This window comes from Psychrobacter sp. 1U1, from assembly GCF_051847535.1.
Classification (GTDB): domain Bacteria; phylum Pseudomonadota; class Gammaproteobacteria; order Pseudomonadales; family Moraxellaceae; genus Psychrobacter; species Psychrobacter saeujeotis.
The window spans coordinates 1-15,614 of record NZ_JBPYDD010000012.1; the positions used below are offsets into that span (position 1 = coordinate 1).

14 protein-coding genes are annotated in these 15,614 nt (G+C 42.3%); 5 read left to right on the plus strand and 9 right to left on the minus strand.

The window, feature by feature from the left end; genetic code table 11:
• Positions 1-95: 95 nt before the first annotated feature.
• The 3 genes from ACS8FB_RS13245 to argS form a co-directional block, all read right to left on the minus strand.
• Positions 96-1,187: a PTS transporter subunit IIC gene (locus ACS8FB_RS13245; protein WP_439263578.1), complete on the minus strand. Its 1,092-nt coding sequence runs from the start codon at positions 1,185-1,187 to the stop codon at positions 96-98.
• 149 nt (positions 1,188-1,336) lie between these two features.
• Positions 1,337-2,161 (minus strand): SPOR domain-containing protein, encoded by an 825-nt coding sequence (locus tag ACS8FB_RS13250; RefSeq protein ID WP_439263580.1) that lies wholly within the window; start codon positions 2,159-2,161, stop codon positions 1,337-1,339.
• A 65-nt stretch (positions 2,162-2,226) separates the two neighbouring features.
• On the minus strand, positions 2,227-4,056 hold the full coding sequence (gene argS / locus ACS8FB_RS13255; RefSeq protein WP_439263582.1) for an arginine--tRNA ligase: 1,830 nt from the start codon (positions 4,054-4,056) through the stop codon (positions 2,227-2,229).
• 572 nt (positions 4,057-4,628) lie between these two features.
• On the opposite strand from argS, the gene ACS8FB_RS13260 reads away from it, so the two are divergent.
• Entirely contained in the window at positions 4,629-4,847 is a 219-nt protein-coding gene (locus ACS8FB_RS13260) for a DUF2788 domain-containing protein (protein WP_058369544.1), read from the plus strand.
• A gap of 130 nt (positions 4,848-4,977) precedes the next feature.
• Here ACS8FB_RS13260 and cmoB read toward each other — a convergent pair whose 3' ends face one another.
• Together cmoB and cmoA are read right to left on the minus strand one after the other, a co-directional pair.
• Positions 4,978-6,036 (minus strand): tRNA 5-methoxyuridine(34)/uridine 5-oxyacetic acid(34) synthase CmoB, encoded by a 1,059-nt coding sequence (cmoB, locus tag ACS8FB_RS13265; RefSeq protein WP_439263585.1) that lies wholly within the window; start codon positions 6,034-6,036, stop codon positions 4,978-4,980.
• A gap of 62 nt (positions 6,037-6,098) precedes the next feature.
• On the minus strand, positions 6,099-6,896 hold the full coding sequence (gene cmoA / locus ACS8FB_RS13270) for a carboxy-S-adenosyl-L-methionine synthase CmoA (protein WP_439263587.1): 798 nt from the start codon (positions 6,894-6,896) through the stop codon (positions 6,099-6,101).
• A gap of 437 nt (positions 6,897-7,333) precedes the next feature.
• Here cmoA and msrA point away from each other — a divergent pair, with 437 nt between their 5' ends.
• The 4 genes from msrA (at position 7,334) to ACS8FB_RS13290 (ending at position 11,199) form a co-directional block, all read left to right on the plus strand.
• Positions 7,334-7,855, plus strand: coding sequence for a peptide-methionine (S)-S-oxide reductase MsrA (gene msrA, locus ACS8FB_RS13275; RefSeq protein ID WP_439263589.1), 522 nt, complete (start codon positions 7,334-7,336; stop codon positions 7,853-7,855).
• Between the two features lie 144 nt (positions 7,856-7,999).
• Entirely contained in the window at positions 8,000-8,665 is a 666-nt protein-coding gene (gene tmpT, locus ACS8FB_RS13280) for a thiopurine S-methyltransferase (RefSeq protein ID WP_439263592.1), read from the plus strand.
• 58 nt (positions 8,666-8,723) lie between these two features.
• Positions 8,724-9,437 (plus strand): DUF1499 domain-containing protein, encoded by a 714-nt coding sequence (locus ACS8FB_RS13285; protein ID WP_439263594.1) that lies wholly within the window; start codon positions 8,724-8,726, stop codon positions 9,435-9,437.
• A 292-nt stretch (positions 9,438-9,729) separates the two neighbouring features.
• On the plus strand, positions 9,730-11,199 hold the full coding sequence (locus ACS8FB_RS13290) for a lytic murein transglycosylase (RefSeq protein WP_439263596.1): 1,470 nt from the start codon (positions 9,730-9,732) through the stop codon (positions 11,197-11,199).
• A gap of 120 nt (positions 11,200-11,319) precedes the next feature.
• On the opposite strand, the gene ACS8FB_RS13295 is transcribed toward ACS8FB_RS13290, so the two are convergent.
• From ACS8FB_RS13295 to ACS8FB_RS13310, 4 genes are all read right to left on the minus strand, one after another.
• On the minus strand, positions 11,320-11,619 hold the full coding sequence (locus tag ACS8FB_RS13295; RefSeq protein ID WP_058369554.1) for a hypothetical protein: 300 nt from the start codon (positions 11,617-11,619) through the stop codon (positions 11,320-11,322).
• A 319-nt stretch (positions 11,620-11,938) separates the two neighbouring features.
• Positions 11,939-12,961 (minus strand): DUF4062 domain-containing protein, encoded by a 1,023-nt coding sequence (locus ACS8FB_RS13300; RefSeq protein WP_439263599.1) that lies wholly within the window; start codon positions 12,959-12,961, stop codon positions 11,939-11,941.
• Positions 12,962-13,166: 205 nt separating this feature from the next.
• The gene (murI, locus tag ACS8FB_RS13305) at positions 13,167-14,003 is read right to left on the minus strand and encodes a glutamate racemase (protein WP_439263614.1); all 837 of its coding nucleotides are present in this window, start codon (positions 14,001-14,003) and stop codon (positions 13,167-13,169) included.
• Between the two features lie 254 nt (positions 14,004-14,257).
• Positions 14,258-14,962 (minus strand): DUF1285 domain-containing protein, encoded by a 705-nt coding sequence (locus ACS8FB_RS13310; RefSeq protein ID WP_439263600.1) that lies wholly within the window; start codon positions 14,960-14,962, stop codon positions 14,258-14,260.
• Between the last annotated feature and the right edge of the window lie 652 nt (positions 14,963-15,614).

Sequence of the window (15,614 nt, forward strand, 5' to 3'; positions counted from 1 at the left end):
AAAAGCATTAAAAGCATTAAAAGCATTAAAAGCATTAAAAGCATTAAAAGCATTAAAAGCATTAAAAGCATTAAAAGTGTTCAAGCTTATAAAGCTTAAGGTAGTTTCATATCACCAGCAACTAACCAGCCCATACGGCGCATCATATAAGCGACGATACCGGCAATCACTGCTGGTAGTACAAACATTAATAAAATAATCGCTGTCCATAACTGACCCATGCTCATAATCCCTTCTGATGCCTCAATGACGCCAAATACGCCGACCAATCCCGCCGTACCCATCCCAGCGCCTGTTGCCGTACAAGCAAGCCCAAAGCCTACCGTCGCGATAGGGCCAACGATAGCGCTAGCGATAATGGCTGGCAATAGTATTAACGGCTTTCTTAGTACATTAGGGATTTGTAGCATACTCGTGCCAAGACCCTGAGAAACCACACCGCTCACGCCGTTGTCTTTGAAGCTCGCCACGGCAAAGCCAATCATATGCGCCGCGCAGCCAACGACAGCCGCCCCGCCAGCCAAACCGCCCAGACCAATAGCGATACAGATAGCTGCGCTTGAGGTTGGTAGCGTCAATAAAATACCAACTACGACTGCAATGACAATTCCCATTAATAACGGTTGTAACTCAGTGGCCGCTTGGATACCTTGTCCAATAGCATCAACAGCAGCGACGATAGGTGGATTAAGTAATGCACAAACAGCTAATGCTACTGCACAGACCAGTAGCGGTACTAATAAGATATCAAGCTTTGTTTTGCCCGCGACCCATGTCCCAGCGCGATAAGCAAATACTGATGCCAAATACGCGCCTATCGGATTACCGGGCAAAGCGACAAAGGTCGCCGGTCCACCCACTTGCGGCGTAAAGAGCGTTCCTGCCATTAGCGCTTCAGAATGAGCGCCAAGCATACCTGCCACTAAGCAGCTAAGCATGACCAACGTCGGTGCTTTAAGATAATAAGCAATACCAACGCCGATACCAGCGCCCATCAAGATCGAAGCCAGCTTACCGACAGCGATAAGGGCGGGCATATCTAACCAGCCACCGATTTGCGAGATGATAAGACCAGCAATTAGAGTGACAAATAGTCCTAAAGCCATCCCAGTAAAAGCATCAATAAAATATTTTTGAAAAAATGCTTTAATCATACTGATAGGTGGTGCCAAGTTAGATACAGTCATAGCCATACTCTTTATGAACGTTTTGATAATAGAGATATAATAAAACAGCTAGGGAAGATATATTCGATAAAAACGAGAGATAAAAAAAGCGTCATTGCGACGCTTTTTAATCAGTAACAAACTATAAAAACACTCGCAAGTAATCCAATCTAACGACGTTGCTCAACGATAATTGAATCAATACCGTTATTCTGTAGACGTTGCTGGGCAGTGGTCACTGCTTGACGAGTATTCATCGGCCGCGAAATAACTTGATAAATTGGCAAACCGTTACCTGTGGTATTCTTTACCACTCTAGCGTCAACACCAGCCATTAGTACTTGAGCGCGGCGGCGATCGGCTTCATCAGCGTCACCGAAGCTATTGATTTGTAGAATATAAGTGGTCGCAGGTTTGGCAGGTTGTATACTAGCAGTACCCGAATTTGCGTTATTGGCACGGTTGGTAGAGTTGCTGTTGCCATTGTTGCTAGTAGGCGTTGTCCCGTCGTAGGTCGCATCTTCTTCAACAATAACAATATCATTGTCACTATCATTATCGGCCGCATTGTTGCCGCGACTGGGCTCAATGGTGGTACTTTCCGAAATACCAAAGTTGCCCGGGTCATCATTACGGCTGCTAGAGCTGTCTTCAGGTTGAGTAACCACGACATCAGGTTCAAACGCTCCTGAATCACCTAGTTGACCGTTCTGATTAAGGTCTTCATCAGGAATAGTAGCCATTTCTTGATTTGGCAAGATATCATAAAATTCATAATCGCTATTATCGGTATCCGTCTCAACACGCGGCTGCACTTGCCGATCAGGATCAGAATCAGCAGTGCTATCAGCAGGACTAAAATCAAATAATGGTGAAAGATATAAAAACACTCCTATCATAAGCGTTAATATAGCCCCGACTAACATCCATAATAAGCCTGATACGCTACTTGTTTTGCGCTTTTCTGTCGCACCTTTAGGTTTTTTGGCTAGCATGGATCTTTATCTCCCTACTGAATCTATCATAATCAAATTATTGCTCTTTGTCGTCTGCGCTTATACTACATGCTAGACGGTGCAGACAATCCTAATAAACTAAGCCCATTAGCCAACACTTGACGTACCGCTTTAGATAGGCGCAAACGTGCTTGCATCAAATCAATCTCGCTTTGGGTTGGTGTTTCACCTGACGTTAAGCTCACAGGCAAAATACGATTGCTGTCATACCAGCCATGAAACAACGCTGCTAACTCTTTTAGGTAGTTGGTTAATACATGAGGCTCGTAACCTGTCGCAGATCGTAACAATGTCGCAGGATATCCTGCCAGCAATTTAATAAGCTCATCTTCATTGGGAGCGGTGAGCAGATTTTGATGCTCCAAACCAATTGTATCGTTTACCACAAGCCCATTATTTTGTAGCTTCTCCAATACTCGGCAAACACGTGCATGTGCATACTGAATATAATAAACTTGATTGTCCTTACTTTGCGATTTGGCAAGCTCCAAATCAAAATCAACGTGTACTTCAGGCTTACGTGCCACGTAATAAAAACGTGCCGCGTCATTACCTACTTCATGACGTAGCTCACGTAGAGTGACAAATTTACCCGAACGTGATGACATTTGCACTTTTTCACTGCCACGCCATAGAGCCACAAATTGTACGAGGACTACATCAAGACGTTCAGCGTCGATACCAAGCGCCAATAATGCTGCTTTTACTCGCGGTACATATCCATGGTGATCTGCACCCCAAACATTGATGACCTTATCGAAACCACGCTCAAATTTGTTCTTATGGTAAGCGATATCAGAGGCAAAATAAGTCGTCTGACCATTGGCACGGCGTACCACACGATCTTTTTCGTCACCAAAATCAGTCGATTTAAACCAAATGTTGCCGTCTTTTTCGTACAAGTAGCCTTTTTCATCTAATACTTGTAGAGCAGGCTCAATCTCGCTGTCAATCGATCTCTCACTAAACCAGCACTCATAGCGTACGCCAAAGTCGTTTAAATCATCTTTGATATCAGCCAAAATGCTACTAAGCGCTGCATTCAAAAACAGCTCATAGCTGGCACCAAGTAAGATTTTACTATTGTTAATCAAGCCATCAATATGCGCTTCTTTGTCACCTGATAGCAGTGTTTTTTCACCATCAGCGTTTACCTCAAACTGCGCATCTTCTACTACTTCTTTAGCGACTTGGGCAAAGCTATGTACGTAGCTATCACCATGCTGTGTCTTTAATGTTTGGGCGATATCACGGACATACTCTCCTTGATAACCGTTGACTGGGAACGTTATTTGCTCGCCATTGACCTCCAAATAACGCAAGTACGTACTGGTCGCTAAAATATCCATTTGACGACCAGCATCATTGACATAATACTCACGCGTGACGTCATAACCAACTGCTTCAAGCAAGTTTGCCACACTCATACCAAAGGCTGCACCGCGCCCATGACCGACATGCAAGCTTGATGTTGGATTTGCCGACACAAACTCAACTTGTACTTTTTGTCCTTCAAATTGATCGCTTAAACCAAAGCGCTCTTGTCGTTTAAAGATATCATCTAATACCGCAAACTTAGCTTCGGCGTTTAAGAAAACATTAATGAATCCTGGGCCTGCAATTTCTACCTGTCGAATATTTTGATTGTCAGGTAGCGCATTGACGATTTTTTCAGCCAATTGACGTGGATTGGCTTTAGCAGCTTTGGCGGCTGTGAGCGCGATATTACTGGCAAAATCACCATGACTAAGGTCTTTAGTACGGGTAATTTGACTATTATTCTGCCAATCATTTGGCAACGTGCCATCTGCTTGTAGGGTGCGAATAGCATCATCAAATAGTGATGCTAGCGTATCGATTTGGGCTTGTGACATAGGGATTTTAACTCAGTTAAATAAACAACAAAAAACAGTATAAAATAGGAGGGTGCGCGCAGTCGATAACTGCTTATTATAATAGCGCCCGACATTTGAAGGAATAAAATAATATAAAAAAATAAGTAACCTGTAAATATAACAATCTTTGCACTTTATTGCACTATTTGCACCGAAATTAGCGCTAAAATCTTATGCTTATACTAAAGCAGATCATCAATTGGTACATTTGTCTATTTAGTGGTCTTGTAATGGCTAAGTTAGCCTGATTGTTCAGCTTATATTATATTTAAGTGTGAAGCGTTAAGTAACCTTGACCAGTAGTATTGACGGAGCAGTCATGTCAATTGTAGCGTTCCTGTTGCCTCATCCATAGCGGTAGTTTATACCTATGTATTTCCGCGTTATAATAGCTGTTTATATTGTACCCTTCTATTTATTTGTCGTGCCTTCTATTTATCACCGCTCATATTATGAGTGGTAATACGCGTTCATTAGGTCGATTATTATAAAAAAAGCTATAAAATTTAGATATAAATAGAGGGCACATTACCACTTTATAGGATTATGCTATGTTTGCTATTGCCGCTAGTACCGTCACCAGTTGGGGACTGTACGTATTATTACCTATATTTATCGCATTCTTATTCTTTATTGTTTGGGACATCACTAAAAAGTCCGAAGCGGGCCGTGCAGGTACTTTTTGGATATTTTTAGCACTAGGAGCAGGTTTTATGGGCTTTGTGCTCAAAATTTTATTGGAAGTTGCCTTTGATAAATGGCTACTTTAATCTTTGATTATCAATGAGTACGAAACATGACTCAATACATAGTGAATAATCACACCGGTAAGCCCACCTTAAAATACCAAATTAAGCCCCAAAAGCTACACGTCAGAGGTTATATTATTTCTTAATCAGGCTATTTCTTGGCAATGATGGTCGCACGCATCGGTGCAGGATAGCCTTCCACAGTCTTTGTAGCATCATTGGGATCTAAGAAATCTGCTAACGAATGATACGTCATCCATTCGGTTTTGCGCTGCTCCTCAGTCGAGGTCACTGCCACATCGACGCAACGCACGTCAGTGAATCCTGCCTTTTCTAACCAACCGATTAATGCCGCCACCGATGGTAAAAAATATACGTTATTCATCTGCGCATAACGGTCATGCGGTACCAGCACGGTATTGGCATCGCCTTCAATAACCAAGGTCTCAAGCACTAGCTCGCCACCTTTTACCAGTTGGCCTTTGAGCTGTTGCAAATGTTCAAACGGTGATTGACGATGATAAAGCACACCCATGCTAAATACCGTATCAAATAGCTGACTGCCTTGGTCGCTAATGGCAGGCAAGGCCTCAAGTGGTACAGGAATATAATGGGTACGGTAGCGGCCTGTCTCATGAGCGTCTGCCGTACCAACGAAATGACGAATCGCCATAAACTGATGATAAAACAGACATGACGGATCTACGATAATGACTGTATCTGCCCCTGCCCCTGCCATACGCCAACCGTGATAGCCAGAGCCGCCACCTACATCCAATACGCGCCGACCTTTTAACGTGCCCAGATGCGGTGCGACCCGCTGCCATTTCCAATCACTGTGCCACTCAGTATCAATCTTAATACCTGACTCATCATCGCCAATCTGACCGCCAATTTGAAAAGGCCCTTTACGCCATGGCATCAGCTGCTTGAGCAATGCCGTTGTTTGTTTGCGCTGAGACTCACTAAGATTCGCCTCAATCGTCAATACATCACTGTCTAGATCGACATTATTGACAGTTAGTTCTGGTAAACGCGCCACCGATGCTTGGTAAGCAGGCGCGTGCGCATAGTTGGCTTTGTCTTTTATATCACCCAGCCATGTTGGTAATTGCTTGAGCCACTCATAAGCGCTTGGCTGCTGCTGCGCCAGCTCCAGTAGTGTTAGATATAGTTCGCGTTCGGCGTGGAGAATAGTGTCGTTAAGCATAAAAGCGGATTACCATGTTAATCAAAGGATACTGTAAAAGACGGTATTGCCAAGAATGGTTTTTATTTAAACGCCACAATCGACACAAAGTTCAAAAACTGAAACCACGTCAGATGACGCTGAAAACCAACTTGTGCCAGACGCTGATGATGCTCATCTAAGGTATCGGTAATGAGGACGTTTTCTAGCGCATTACGTTTGCCACTGATCTCCATCTCGGTATAACCGTTGGCACGTTTAAAGTCATAATAACGCTCAACCAACCACGCATCGTACTGCTCATCAAAAGCATGGGTTTTTTCGGTCAGCACCAGTATGCCGCCCTCGCTCAGCGCGTTATAGATATTCTCTAATACCGCTACTCTATCGGCTGCGGGTAAAAACTGTAAGGTTAAGTTTAAAATCACCATGTCACATGGCTCAAGCTTGACGTTGCGAATATCGGCGGTGATGACTTCAATATCGTGCTCAGGATAATTATCCTTAAGTAAAGTAGTCGCTTCAGTTGTCATCGCTGGTGAGATATCTATCGCTTTAATCTGCAAATCTTGCGGCTCAAACTCGCCCGCCAGCGTCATGCTCGCTGCGCCAAGTGAGCAGCCCAAATCATAAATTCGGCTGACACGCTGACCACTATCGCTCTGTTGACGATATTTACAATGACGACGGGCAAATATGGGCAGCATCGCCAACACTTGACCATAACCAGGGACACTGCGGCGAATCATATCGGGGAAGCACGCCACTACTTGCTCATCGAAAGAAAAACGCGCCGCTTTATCGAGTGGCGTGGTAAACGGTTTATCAAATAAGGTGTCATGTTTGATAGCAGGCTTGGGTTGGCTCATGGGGTGGCTCATTTTTGGTTTTTAACAATGGAACTTTGCTTAGGAATTATTCAGCAAATTCGATTAATGCTTTAGTCAATTCTCTTTAAAACCGAAAAAATACTATTAAGATGGATTTTTCGCAGCCTCTAGGCAGAGCAGCATGAAAAGAAAGTTTATCTCAGTAGCATTTGGCTGTTAAGGAACAGATGTTATATCTCATTGATTATATAAGACAGATGTCATTGTTCCAGAGCAGACTAACGTAGCAAAAGCCCATTATAACATTACTGTTTGTTACTTATCGCGTTTGGCTCGCCTGCTAAGCTGATTAGCAAGCGCTGAGGCTAAAAAATTATTGTAAGCAATAAGTTATCAAAGGTAATCTATCATTGAAAAATGAAAGTATTACAACCAAATAAACACCTTAGCTCACCTTTATAACAACAGATATAATAATAGGAAAAATTATGCAAACCATTATATTAGGCGGTGGCTGCTTTTGGTGCACCGAATCAGTATTTTTATCCGTAAAAGGCGTACAATCTGTCGTGTCAGGCTACATGGGCGGCGATGCGGTATCTGCCAACTATGAAGCGGTCTGCGGTGGCGATACAGGACACGTTGAAGTTATCAAAGTTGAGTTTGATGAATCTATCGTACCGTTAGAAGTAATACTCGATGTGTTTTTTGCCACCCATGATCCCACTACAATGGATCGTCAAGGCAATGACGTCGGTAGCCAGTACCGCAGCGTGGTGTTCTATACTGACGAGGATCAAAAACCAACCGTCGACCGTACCATTAATAAACTGCGCGATATGGGCGTCAATGTCGTCACAGAAGTACATCCTGCTGTTGAATTCTATCAAGCGGAAGAGGCACATCAAGACTTCTTTAATAGAAACCCAGGACAGGCCTATTGCAACTTTGCAATACCACCAAAGCTTGCAAAACTACGTAAAGAATTCAGTAAATACATGGTGAGCTAAATACTGGCAGCCATCTTGTAAGCTTTAAAAGCCAAGGGTTAATACGCTTGGCTTTTTTATTGCATTTAGCGGTATGATAGTTGGTAACGATAAATATTTAGCACATTGATATTTTTAGGACATTAATCTTTTTGGGGTAGTTATATGAACTCAGAATTCTGGCAATCGCGTTGGCAAGAAGGTCGTATTGGCTTTCATCAGTCTGAAGTTAATCCATTACTCATAAAATACTTTAACCATTTAAACTTACCTGCTGGTAGTCGTGTACTGGTTCCATTATGTGGCAAGTCTATTGATATGGTATGGCTAGCAGAGCATGGCCATGATGTGGTCGGGGTTGAATTGGTTGAGACAGCCGTACAAGAATTCTTTGCTGAACAAAATATCTTCCCTACGGTACATCAGCATGCGGATAATCCAGCGATCAAATATTATCAAGGTCAGCTTGCAGAACAAACCATCACGTTATGGGTTGCTGATATTTTTGCACTGGCCGCTGATGATATCGGTGATATCGATGCAGTTTATGATAGAGCTGCTTTAATCGCCCTACCCGCTGATACGCGTCCAAAATATAGCGATCAGATTCAGCAGCTCAGCCATCACGCATCTCAACTGTTACTTACCTTAAACTATGATCAAAATGAATGGGCAGGCCCGCCGTTCTCAATTAGTCATGATCAAATCCAGCAGTATTATAGTGATCACTATCAAATAGCCGAGCTTGAAGGTGAACCTGCCACCTTAAATGCCAATCCTGAGATGACAGTGACCGAGCATGTTTGGCTATTAAATAATAAACAAGATTAACTATCTCTAACGACGAAATAGTAGTTAAGCAATGATTCAATCATAACGGAGAAACCTGATGAAAATTATAGTTAGTCTCGTAAGCTTAATCGCCTTTTCGCTGGTCGCATTACCAGGTCCGCTTTATAAATACGGTGTCGTTGACCTAGGTACTGCCTTTGCAGGGTTTAAATTTGGCATGTTCGCTGGTATCGCTGCCCTTATCCTGCTAGGTATACAAGTATTCTTTAAACGTGATACGGTCAGACTTAGTAGTGCCCTCACGGCAGTCGTACTTTCTGCGGTGGCTATTATTACTCCGCTTAGCATGATGAATACTGCCAAAAGCGTACCGCCTATCCATGATATTTCGACCGATTTGATTAACCCACCTGAATTTGTGGCTATTGCCCCACTACGCGCTGATGCACCAAACCCAGTTGAATATGCTGGTGAAGAGACCGCAGAGCAACAACGCAACGCTTATCCTGAACTGCAAACCTTAACTTATACGCAATCAAAGTCTGAACTAATAAAAGCTACCGAACAAGCCGCTGATAACTTGGGCTGGGATTTGGTAAATGTTGATGCTAGCACTGGTATCGTTGAGGCAACCGATTCGACGATGTGGTTTGGTTTTAAAGATGATATCGTCATACGGGTAACTGACAAAGGTGGCGAACATCTGGTCGATATTCGCAGTAAATCACGGGTTGGCGGTAGCGATTTGGGCACAAATGCTGAGCGTATTCGCAGTTTTATTGACGAGTTGAATGAGGTTTTGAGTGATTGATTAGTTTTGGACATACATAGAACATGAGCCAATTTAAAAGCTATAGTGTTTGCCATTATTATATAGACGATAACTCTAGCCTTATCCCTTCGTCCACTTATATAGTAGTTATTTATAACCTTCAGGCTTCAATACTTTTTCTTTACTAGTAATATTGGTTACTCTAAAACCTGCTATTATAATGCACTATTGTCACCTCATATTTTCTTGTTTTTCTTCTTAGTCGCTCTTTTGACTATCCCTTTTTACCTATCTTTTTTGATAGCCTCTTTAAATTTTATAGGATACTTTCATGCGTTTGAATAAGCTCTCTACTCTCTCTTTGTTAACCGCTGCAATTGGCTTAAGCCTTGCCAGCACTTCACAAGCAGCCAAACCTGATGCCCCCTACTTATCTAATAGTGAATTTCAGCAATGTTTGGATAATTTAAAAAATTCGAGTAAGTTCCGCGGGGTGGACAGTTATACTTTTAATAACTATCGTCCAAGCGCGCCTGATCCGAGCGTCATTCAGTCGCTTAACTATCAACCAGAATTTCAAAAAGACGTTTGGGATTATTTGTCAGCGTTAGTGGACAAGGAGCGCGTAGAAGAGGGTATTCGCGCCAAGCGTCAGTGGTCGGATACACTACGTCAAATCGAGTCGCGTTATGGCGTAAAAGCTGAGCATGTACTAGGTGTATGGGGCGTAGAATCCAACTTTGGACAGACCTTAGGCAAAAAACCATTGTTCGAGTCGTTAGCAACTTTATCTTGTTTTGATCGTCGCCAAAGCTACTTTCAGGGCGAGTTTGCTAATGCGCTCAAAATCGTACAACGCGGTGATATTGCACCAAGTGATATGACTGGATCATGGGCAGGCGCTTTTGGGCAGACACAGTTTATGCCGAGCACCTTTTTAGAGTTGGCAGTGGATTTTGATGGTGATGGTCGCCGCGACTTGGTCAATAACGTACCCGATGCGCTGGCCTCTACCGCCAACTTCTTGGACAATCGTGGCTACCGCACAGGCGAACCTTGGGGTTATGAAGTCAAACTTCCCGATGGTTATTGGGCAGCATCCAATCGCAAAGATAAAAAATCGATGAGCCACTGGCGTAATCAAGGCTTAACCCTTACTAACGGTCGTCCGCTACCCTATGACTTGAATCGTGCTGGCTTATTACTGCCTGCTGGCAAGGATGGTCCTGCTTTTTTAGTGGGTAAAAACTTCGATACGTTTTACTCATATAATGCCTCAGAAAACTATGCGCTTGCGATTGCCCATTTATCAGACTTAATCACTAAAGAGGACAGTAGCAAAACTGACTTCATTACCGCATGGCCGACGGATGACCCAGGTATCAGCCGTCAACAAGCCAAAGATATCCAGCAAGCATTGTTAAACGCAGGTTACGATATTGGCGGTGTCGATGGCATCATCGGTGATAATACGCGTACTGCTATTCAGCAATATCAAACCAGTCGTGGTATTTTTCCAGCTGATGGCCGTGCAGGACAAAAATTCCATCGTTTGATTATGGGTAATACTACTTCTCATAGGGTTCAAGAGAGCAACCACTATGGTCAGCCCGCAAATAGTAGGCCTCTAACACCAGCATCTGCTGATCGTATGGGTCAACTGATCCAACAGCAAACGACGATTACGCCAAGCACGCCTTCGTATGCGTCACCAAATCAACCTTCAAGCAACATTCGTTATCGCCGCGTAGTTGGTAATGATGGCGTAACTCGTTTAATCAGAGTTGATGAAGGGTCGTAGCTATAGAGGTTGCAATAGCAAGTCAAAAAAAAGCCACGCTATACCTAACGTGGCTTTTTCTTTGCTGATTTATTAGGCTATTTTAAAACCTCTGTCAATAAAGTAGATACTTAGGAGGATTTAAACAATAGGGGGAGGGTTTGGTTTGCCATTGTCGCCGCCCCACTCTTCACGAGCTTTGTCATCTAAATCAGCTGGTGTCTTAGGCTCCCACTTACCGTTTTCTTTCCAAGTTGCATCGCCCCAATCCTCATCTTCAGCTTTTCTATCTAAATCTTTATAAGCTTTTGTAGGGTCAATACCACGACGCTTCATATCTGCCACTTGCTCTTCTAGTGTGCGAAACTGATCAGCATCGTGCATGGCTTTTTCAAGGCCGTCGAGTTCATGAGTTAAATCATCATGTTTGCCAGTAGTCATTACGCTCTCCTTTAATGGTTTAAAATATCTGGTTCAGTATTCAAAATTATGCTTAATAAAATATTTTTATAAGTTTTTATATTTATAAATATTATCTACATTCATTTATTTAGTAGCATATACTTTATCTACTGTCTTATTATCGCTAGTCTATGATAGATTAACAACTACTGCCTCGTATGCTTTGTATTACAAAACGTAGCCTATTATCGTTGTGGCAAAATACAGTTTGTTTGTTACTTCTACCTATTTATGATCATGAATAAATCTAGACGATGACGTGATGATTGCGCCCTAACCCATATAAACCTTAGTGTACTCACATATTGCTATCTTTATATATTTTTTTGGCATAAAAAGTCATTTTCCATAACTCTTGTGATGCCTTTGCACCGGACGCTGTCAACTGAATCCAATTAGCAGCCACCAATAGGCTTTGTAACTTATTCAAATCATTTTGAGCAATTTGGCAGCGTGAAACTGCATGGACATTAGGCATCATTTTTTTAATGTCTTTGTCTGCCTTAATGGTAATTAGACGATTTAGACAACCTTGCAAACCATGATTTGAAAAGGTTCCAGGCATGCGTGCCAGCGCATGTAATATTTGCTCCCAAGTCAGGCTCGTTGACATTGTGATATCAGTTAAGTTACCACCTTCGTAGGCTTGAGCACTGTACTGCATGTCAAATTTTTCTGATAAATCAATGGATTGTGTGATGTTATCCGTTGCATCAATACTTTCATCTGATTGGCTATCGAGATTATCATCATCACGAGGCTTACGACTTACCTTAGTAAAAGTGCTCGATGTTGACCCAAAGTCACGCGGCGTCACATGACTCTGAGTGATAGAATCTTTGGTACTACGATCTATTGTTGTCCGGCTTGGTACCCCATTTAATTCGGCAGTTATATTGTCATAAGCGATTTTAAGAAGCTCGTCAATATTGGTATTGTCATCATAATAATAGATGTCTTCTACTTGTTGCTCCACCAAGCGGGTAAAGTCGTGTAATTGACGACCCACATCGACAGAGCGAGTTTGAGATTTAACTAGCACAAACATAGGTTTTAGCTTGGCCCTTGCACTTAGATAACTCAGATGCATTTGGCTAACACCTAGATTTTGTGTTGTACCATAGCTGTCACCGATAACGACGATCGCGTAATCACAAGCGTCAACAGATTGTCGGCCATATAAAGAAGCTTGCGGCAGTCTAGGTGAGACGTCATAGGTCAAGAACGCACGAGATTGAAAAAACACTGCCAAACCGTCTAGTACCAACGGTTGCTCATGAGCTACGCATATTATATGGACGTGATAGCGACGACTTTGCAATATAACCCCTACAACGACAGTGATAATAATGACATAAAAAAGTGCCCAAACATGCAGGCTTTATAAATATAAACTTAGCACAATCTTAGCAAAGTATGGACGATTTGTGATTGATTTGTGGCAATTATTCTAGTAACGATAGTATATCAAACTGCTAAATATCTTGAACTGTCAGAAAAGCACATTTAAACAATTGGTTTAACAGTTAAAGTATATACTGTATTTGTATATGCTCACCTAAAAGACACGACACCAACTTATCTAGCCTTTCATCATGTTTGGTTGCATAAAAAACCAATGGCGGCCTGTTATGACAAGTCGCCACTAAAGATTTTTGAGCCAATAGCTTTTTTTCAGCGAGTAAAGACTGGACACGCGTGGCAATCGCTTGTCCTGAGTCTACTACCTGTATGGCAAACTGTTGGGCTTTGATCTCATGAATCAAAAAATCTTTGAAAAAAGGATAATGCGTACATCCTAATACCAAATAATCTACCTTAGCATGTGCAAAGTGTCGTAGCTGCTGACGTAAACGCTGCGCGACCTCAGACGTCTCTGTCATACCAGACTCTACCCATGGCACCAATTGCGGATCAAAGTATTTGGTTACTTGAGTTCCGCTAGGGATCGCTATATCAGTAATGACTTGATTGAGTAACGTCCCATCTAAGGTGGCTTTGGTGGCCAGTACGGCCACATGACCACTGTTGCTGGCTATGACAGCAGGTTTGAGTGCTGGGACTAAACCCACGATAGGAAGGTTTGGATAATGTCGACGCGCGGCCTCTAATCCGTGTGCAGACGCACTATTACAAGCGATAACGATCAACTTACAGCCTCTTTGGTACAGCCATTCTACTGCTACTAGCGTTAGTTTTTCAATATCTTGACTCTCACGATTGCCGTAGGGTACATGTAATGTATCGGCATAATAGATATAGTGTTCGGCTGGTAGTTGCTGCGCTAAATGCAGATAAACTGATAGCCCGCCCACACCTGAGTCGAAAAGACCAATCGGCGCTGAGTCGTTTTCGCCCTTCATACCACATTTATAGTTGGTTGAATTGACCGATATGTCTTTAGCGTTGGTAACAAGTCTATTTGTCACTGAAGGCAAAACAGCATCAACAGTACTCATAGCTTAGTACTACTATCATGGTGTAGAGCGAGCTTAGCAAGATTTATATGTTGATTCACAATGTATGTATTGCCATGTTGTTTGATAAAAGACTTATTTTAAAGCATACCAACGTCTGACGCACCCAATCGGTAATCCATGTTTATAATGAGTAAAAATTAATTATCAGGCATGAGTAACTGATAAGACTGTCCCCCACTCTGTAAGGTCAGTATCACTTCATCGTTTTGCTCTGTCAACTGACCAATTTCTGTGAGATGATAAAATGTATTACGGCCAATCAATGCCGTTAAACCATTGCGGACAAGCATATAAGGGCGCACTTGCTCTTTTGCAGTTTCTTTTTGCGGTGTGCTTGGTTTGTATAAACGCAGCTCAATCGGATGCTCGTTATCCAAACGCACCACATCACCTGTCGTCGTTGTAAACTCTAACCAACTTACCCCCTCTTCAGTCACGATACCTACATCATTAATCAATAATGGGACATCTTCGACCTGAATACGTAACTTTTGGACTGGGGTTTTTAAAAAATACTCAGTAGTACTGTTGGTTTGTTCTTTCCATAAGACGGTAGCAAACAAGCTGATCAATGACTGCCGGGTCACCATGACCCCTTCATGCCACCATTCTCCATTGGCTTTGATGACTAGATCCATATCTATCGTTTGCTCTGGTTGCCATTTATCAAGCGGAGGTATAGAACGTCCTTGACGAGTACCAGCGGATGATTTTAGATAGTGGCTTAGAGAGTCTAAGTTGTTTAGACTTTGAGAGCTCTGCCCACTATCCTTACTACCTTTACTATCATCAATAGCTGTCATGTCTATATCACTAGTCTCATTAATCGTGTTACTGCTCATAGCATTGTTTCCTAATATTCATCAAAGTTTGATAACGACAGCACTATTATTAATTATAGTTTCGGGTATGATAAAACGATTAGACTTTAGATGCTCATCGTATTAGTCTTACCTTAACACTGATATCTATAAATGCGTATCGTGTTTATAGGACTTTTCTTTTATAATGAGTAACGAATTTTATTAAAATGACGATAATTATGTCGTTTTGATTGTCCTTTATTATGTTGTTCATTAATATGATCTCAATGAAGATATTGTCGATTAAAGCCGCAAAGACAGTTTTTATCGGGCAGCCATATGTCTGAGAGGTACTTGTGTCGCAAGCATATTATTTAAGTGCGAACGTGATACCCAGAGATAAGCCACTATAGAGTTTAGGAGTAGGTATGCAAGAGCAAGATAAACAAACGCCAGTCATTGATGCTGATATCGTTAATACTGACGCACCAAGTACTGTAGATACATCCACGACAGAATCGCCAGAAAATACACAAGACAATGTAGAAGACAACTCTGCTGAAAAAGCGTCAACTGAGGCTGCTGTCACTGAAGAAGTTACCAAAGAAGAAGCCGCTGAAGACAACCTTGTTGATAAAGCACCTGCTGATACAGCACCTGAGCCTGAACCAGTAGAGCCTGAAATTGAGCG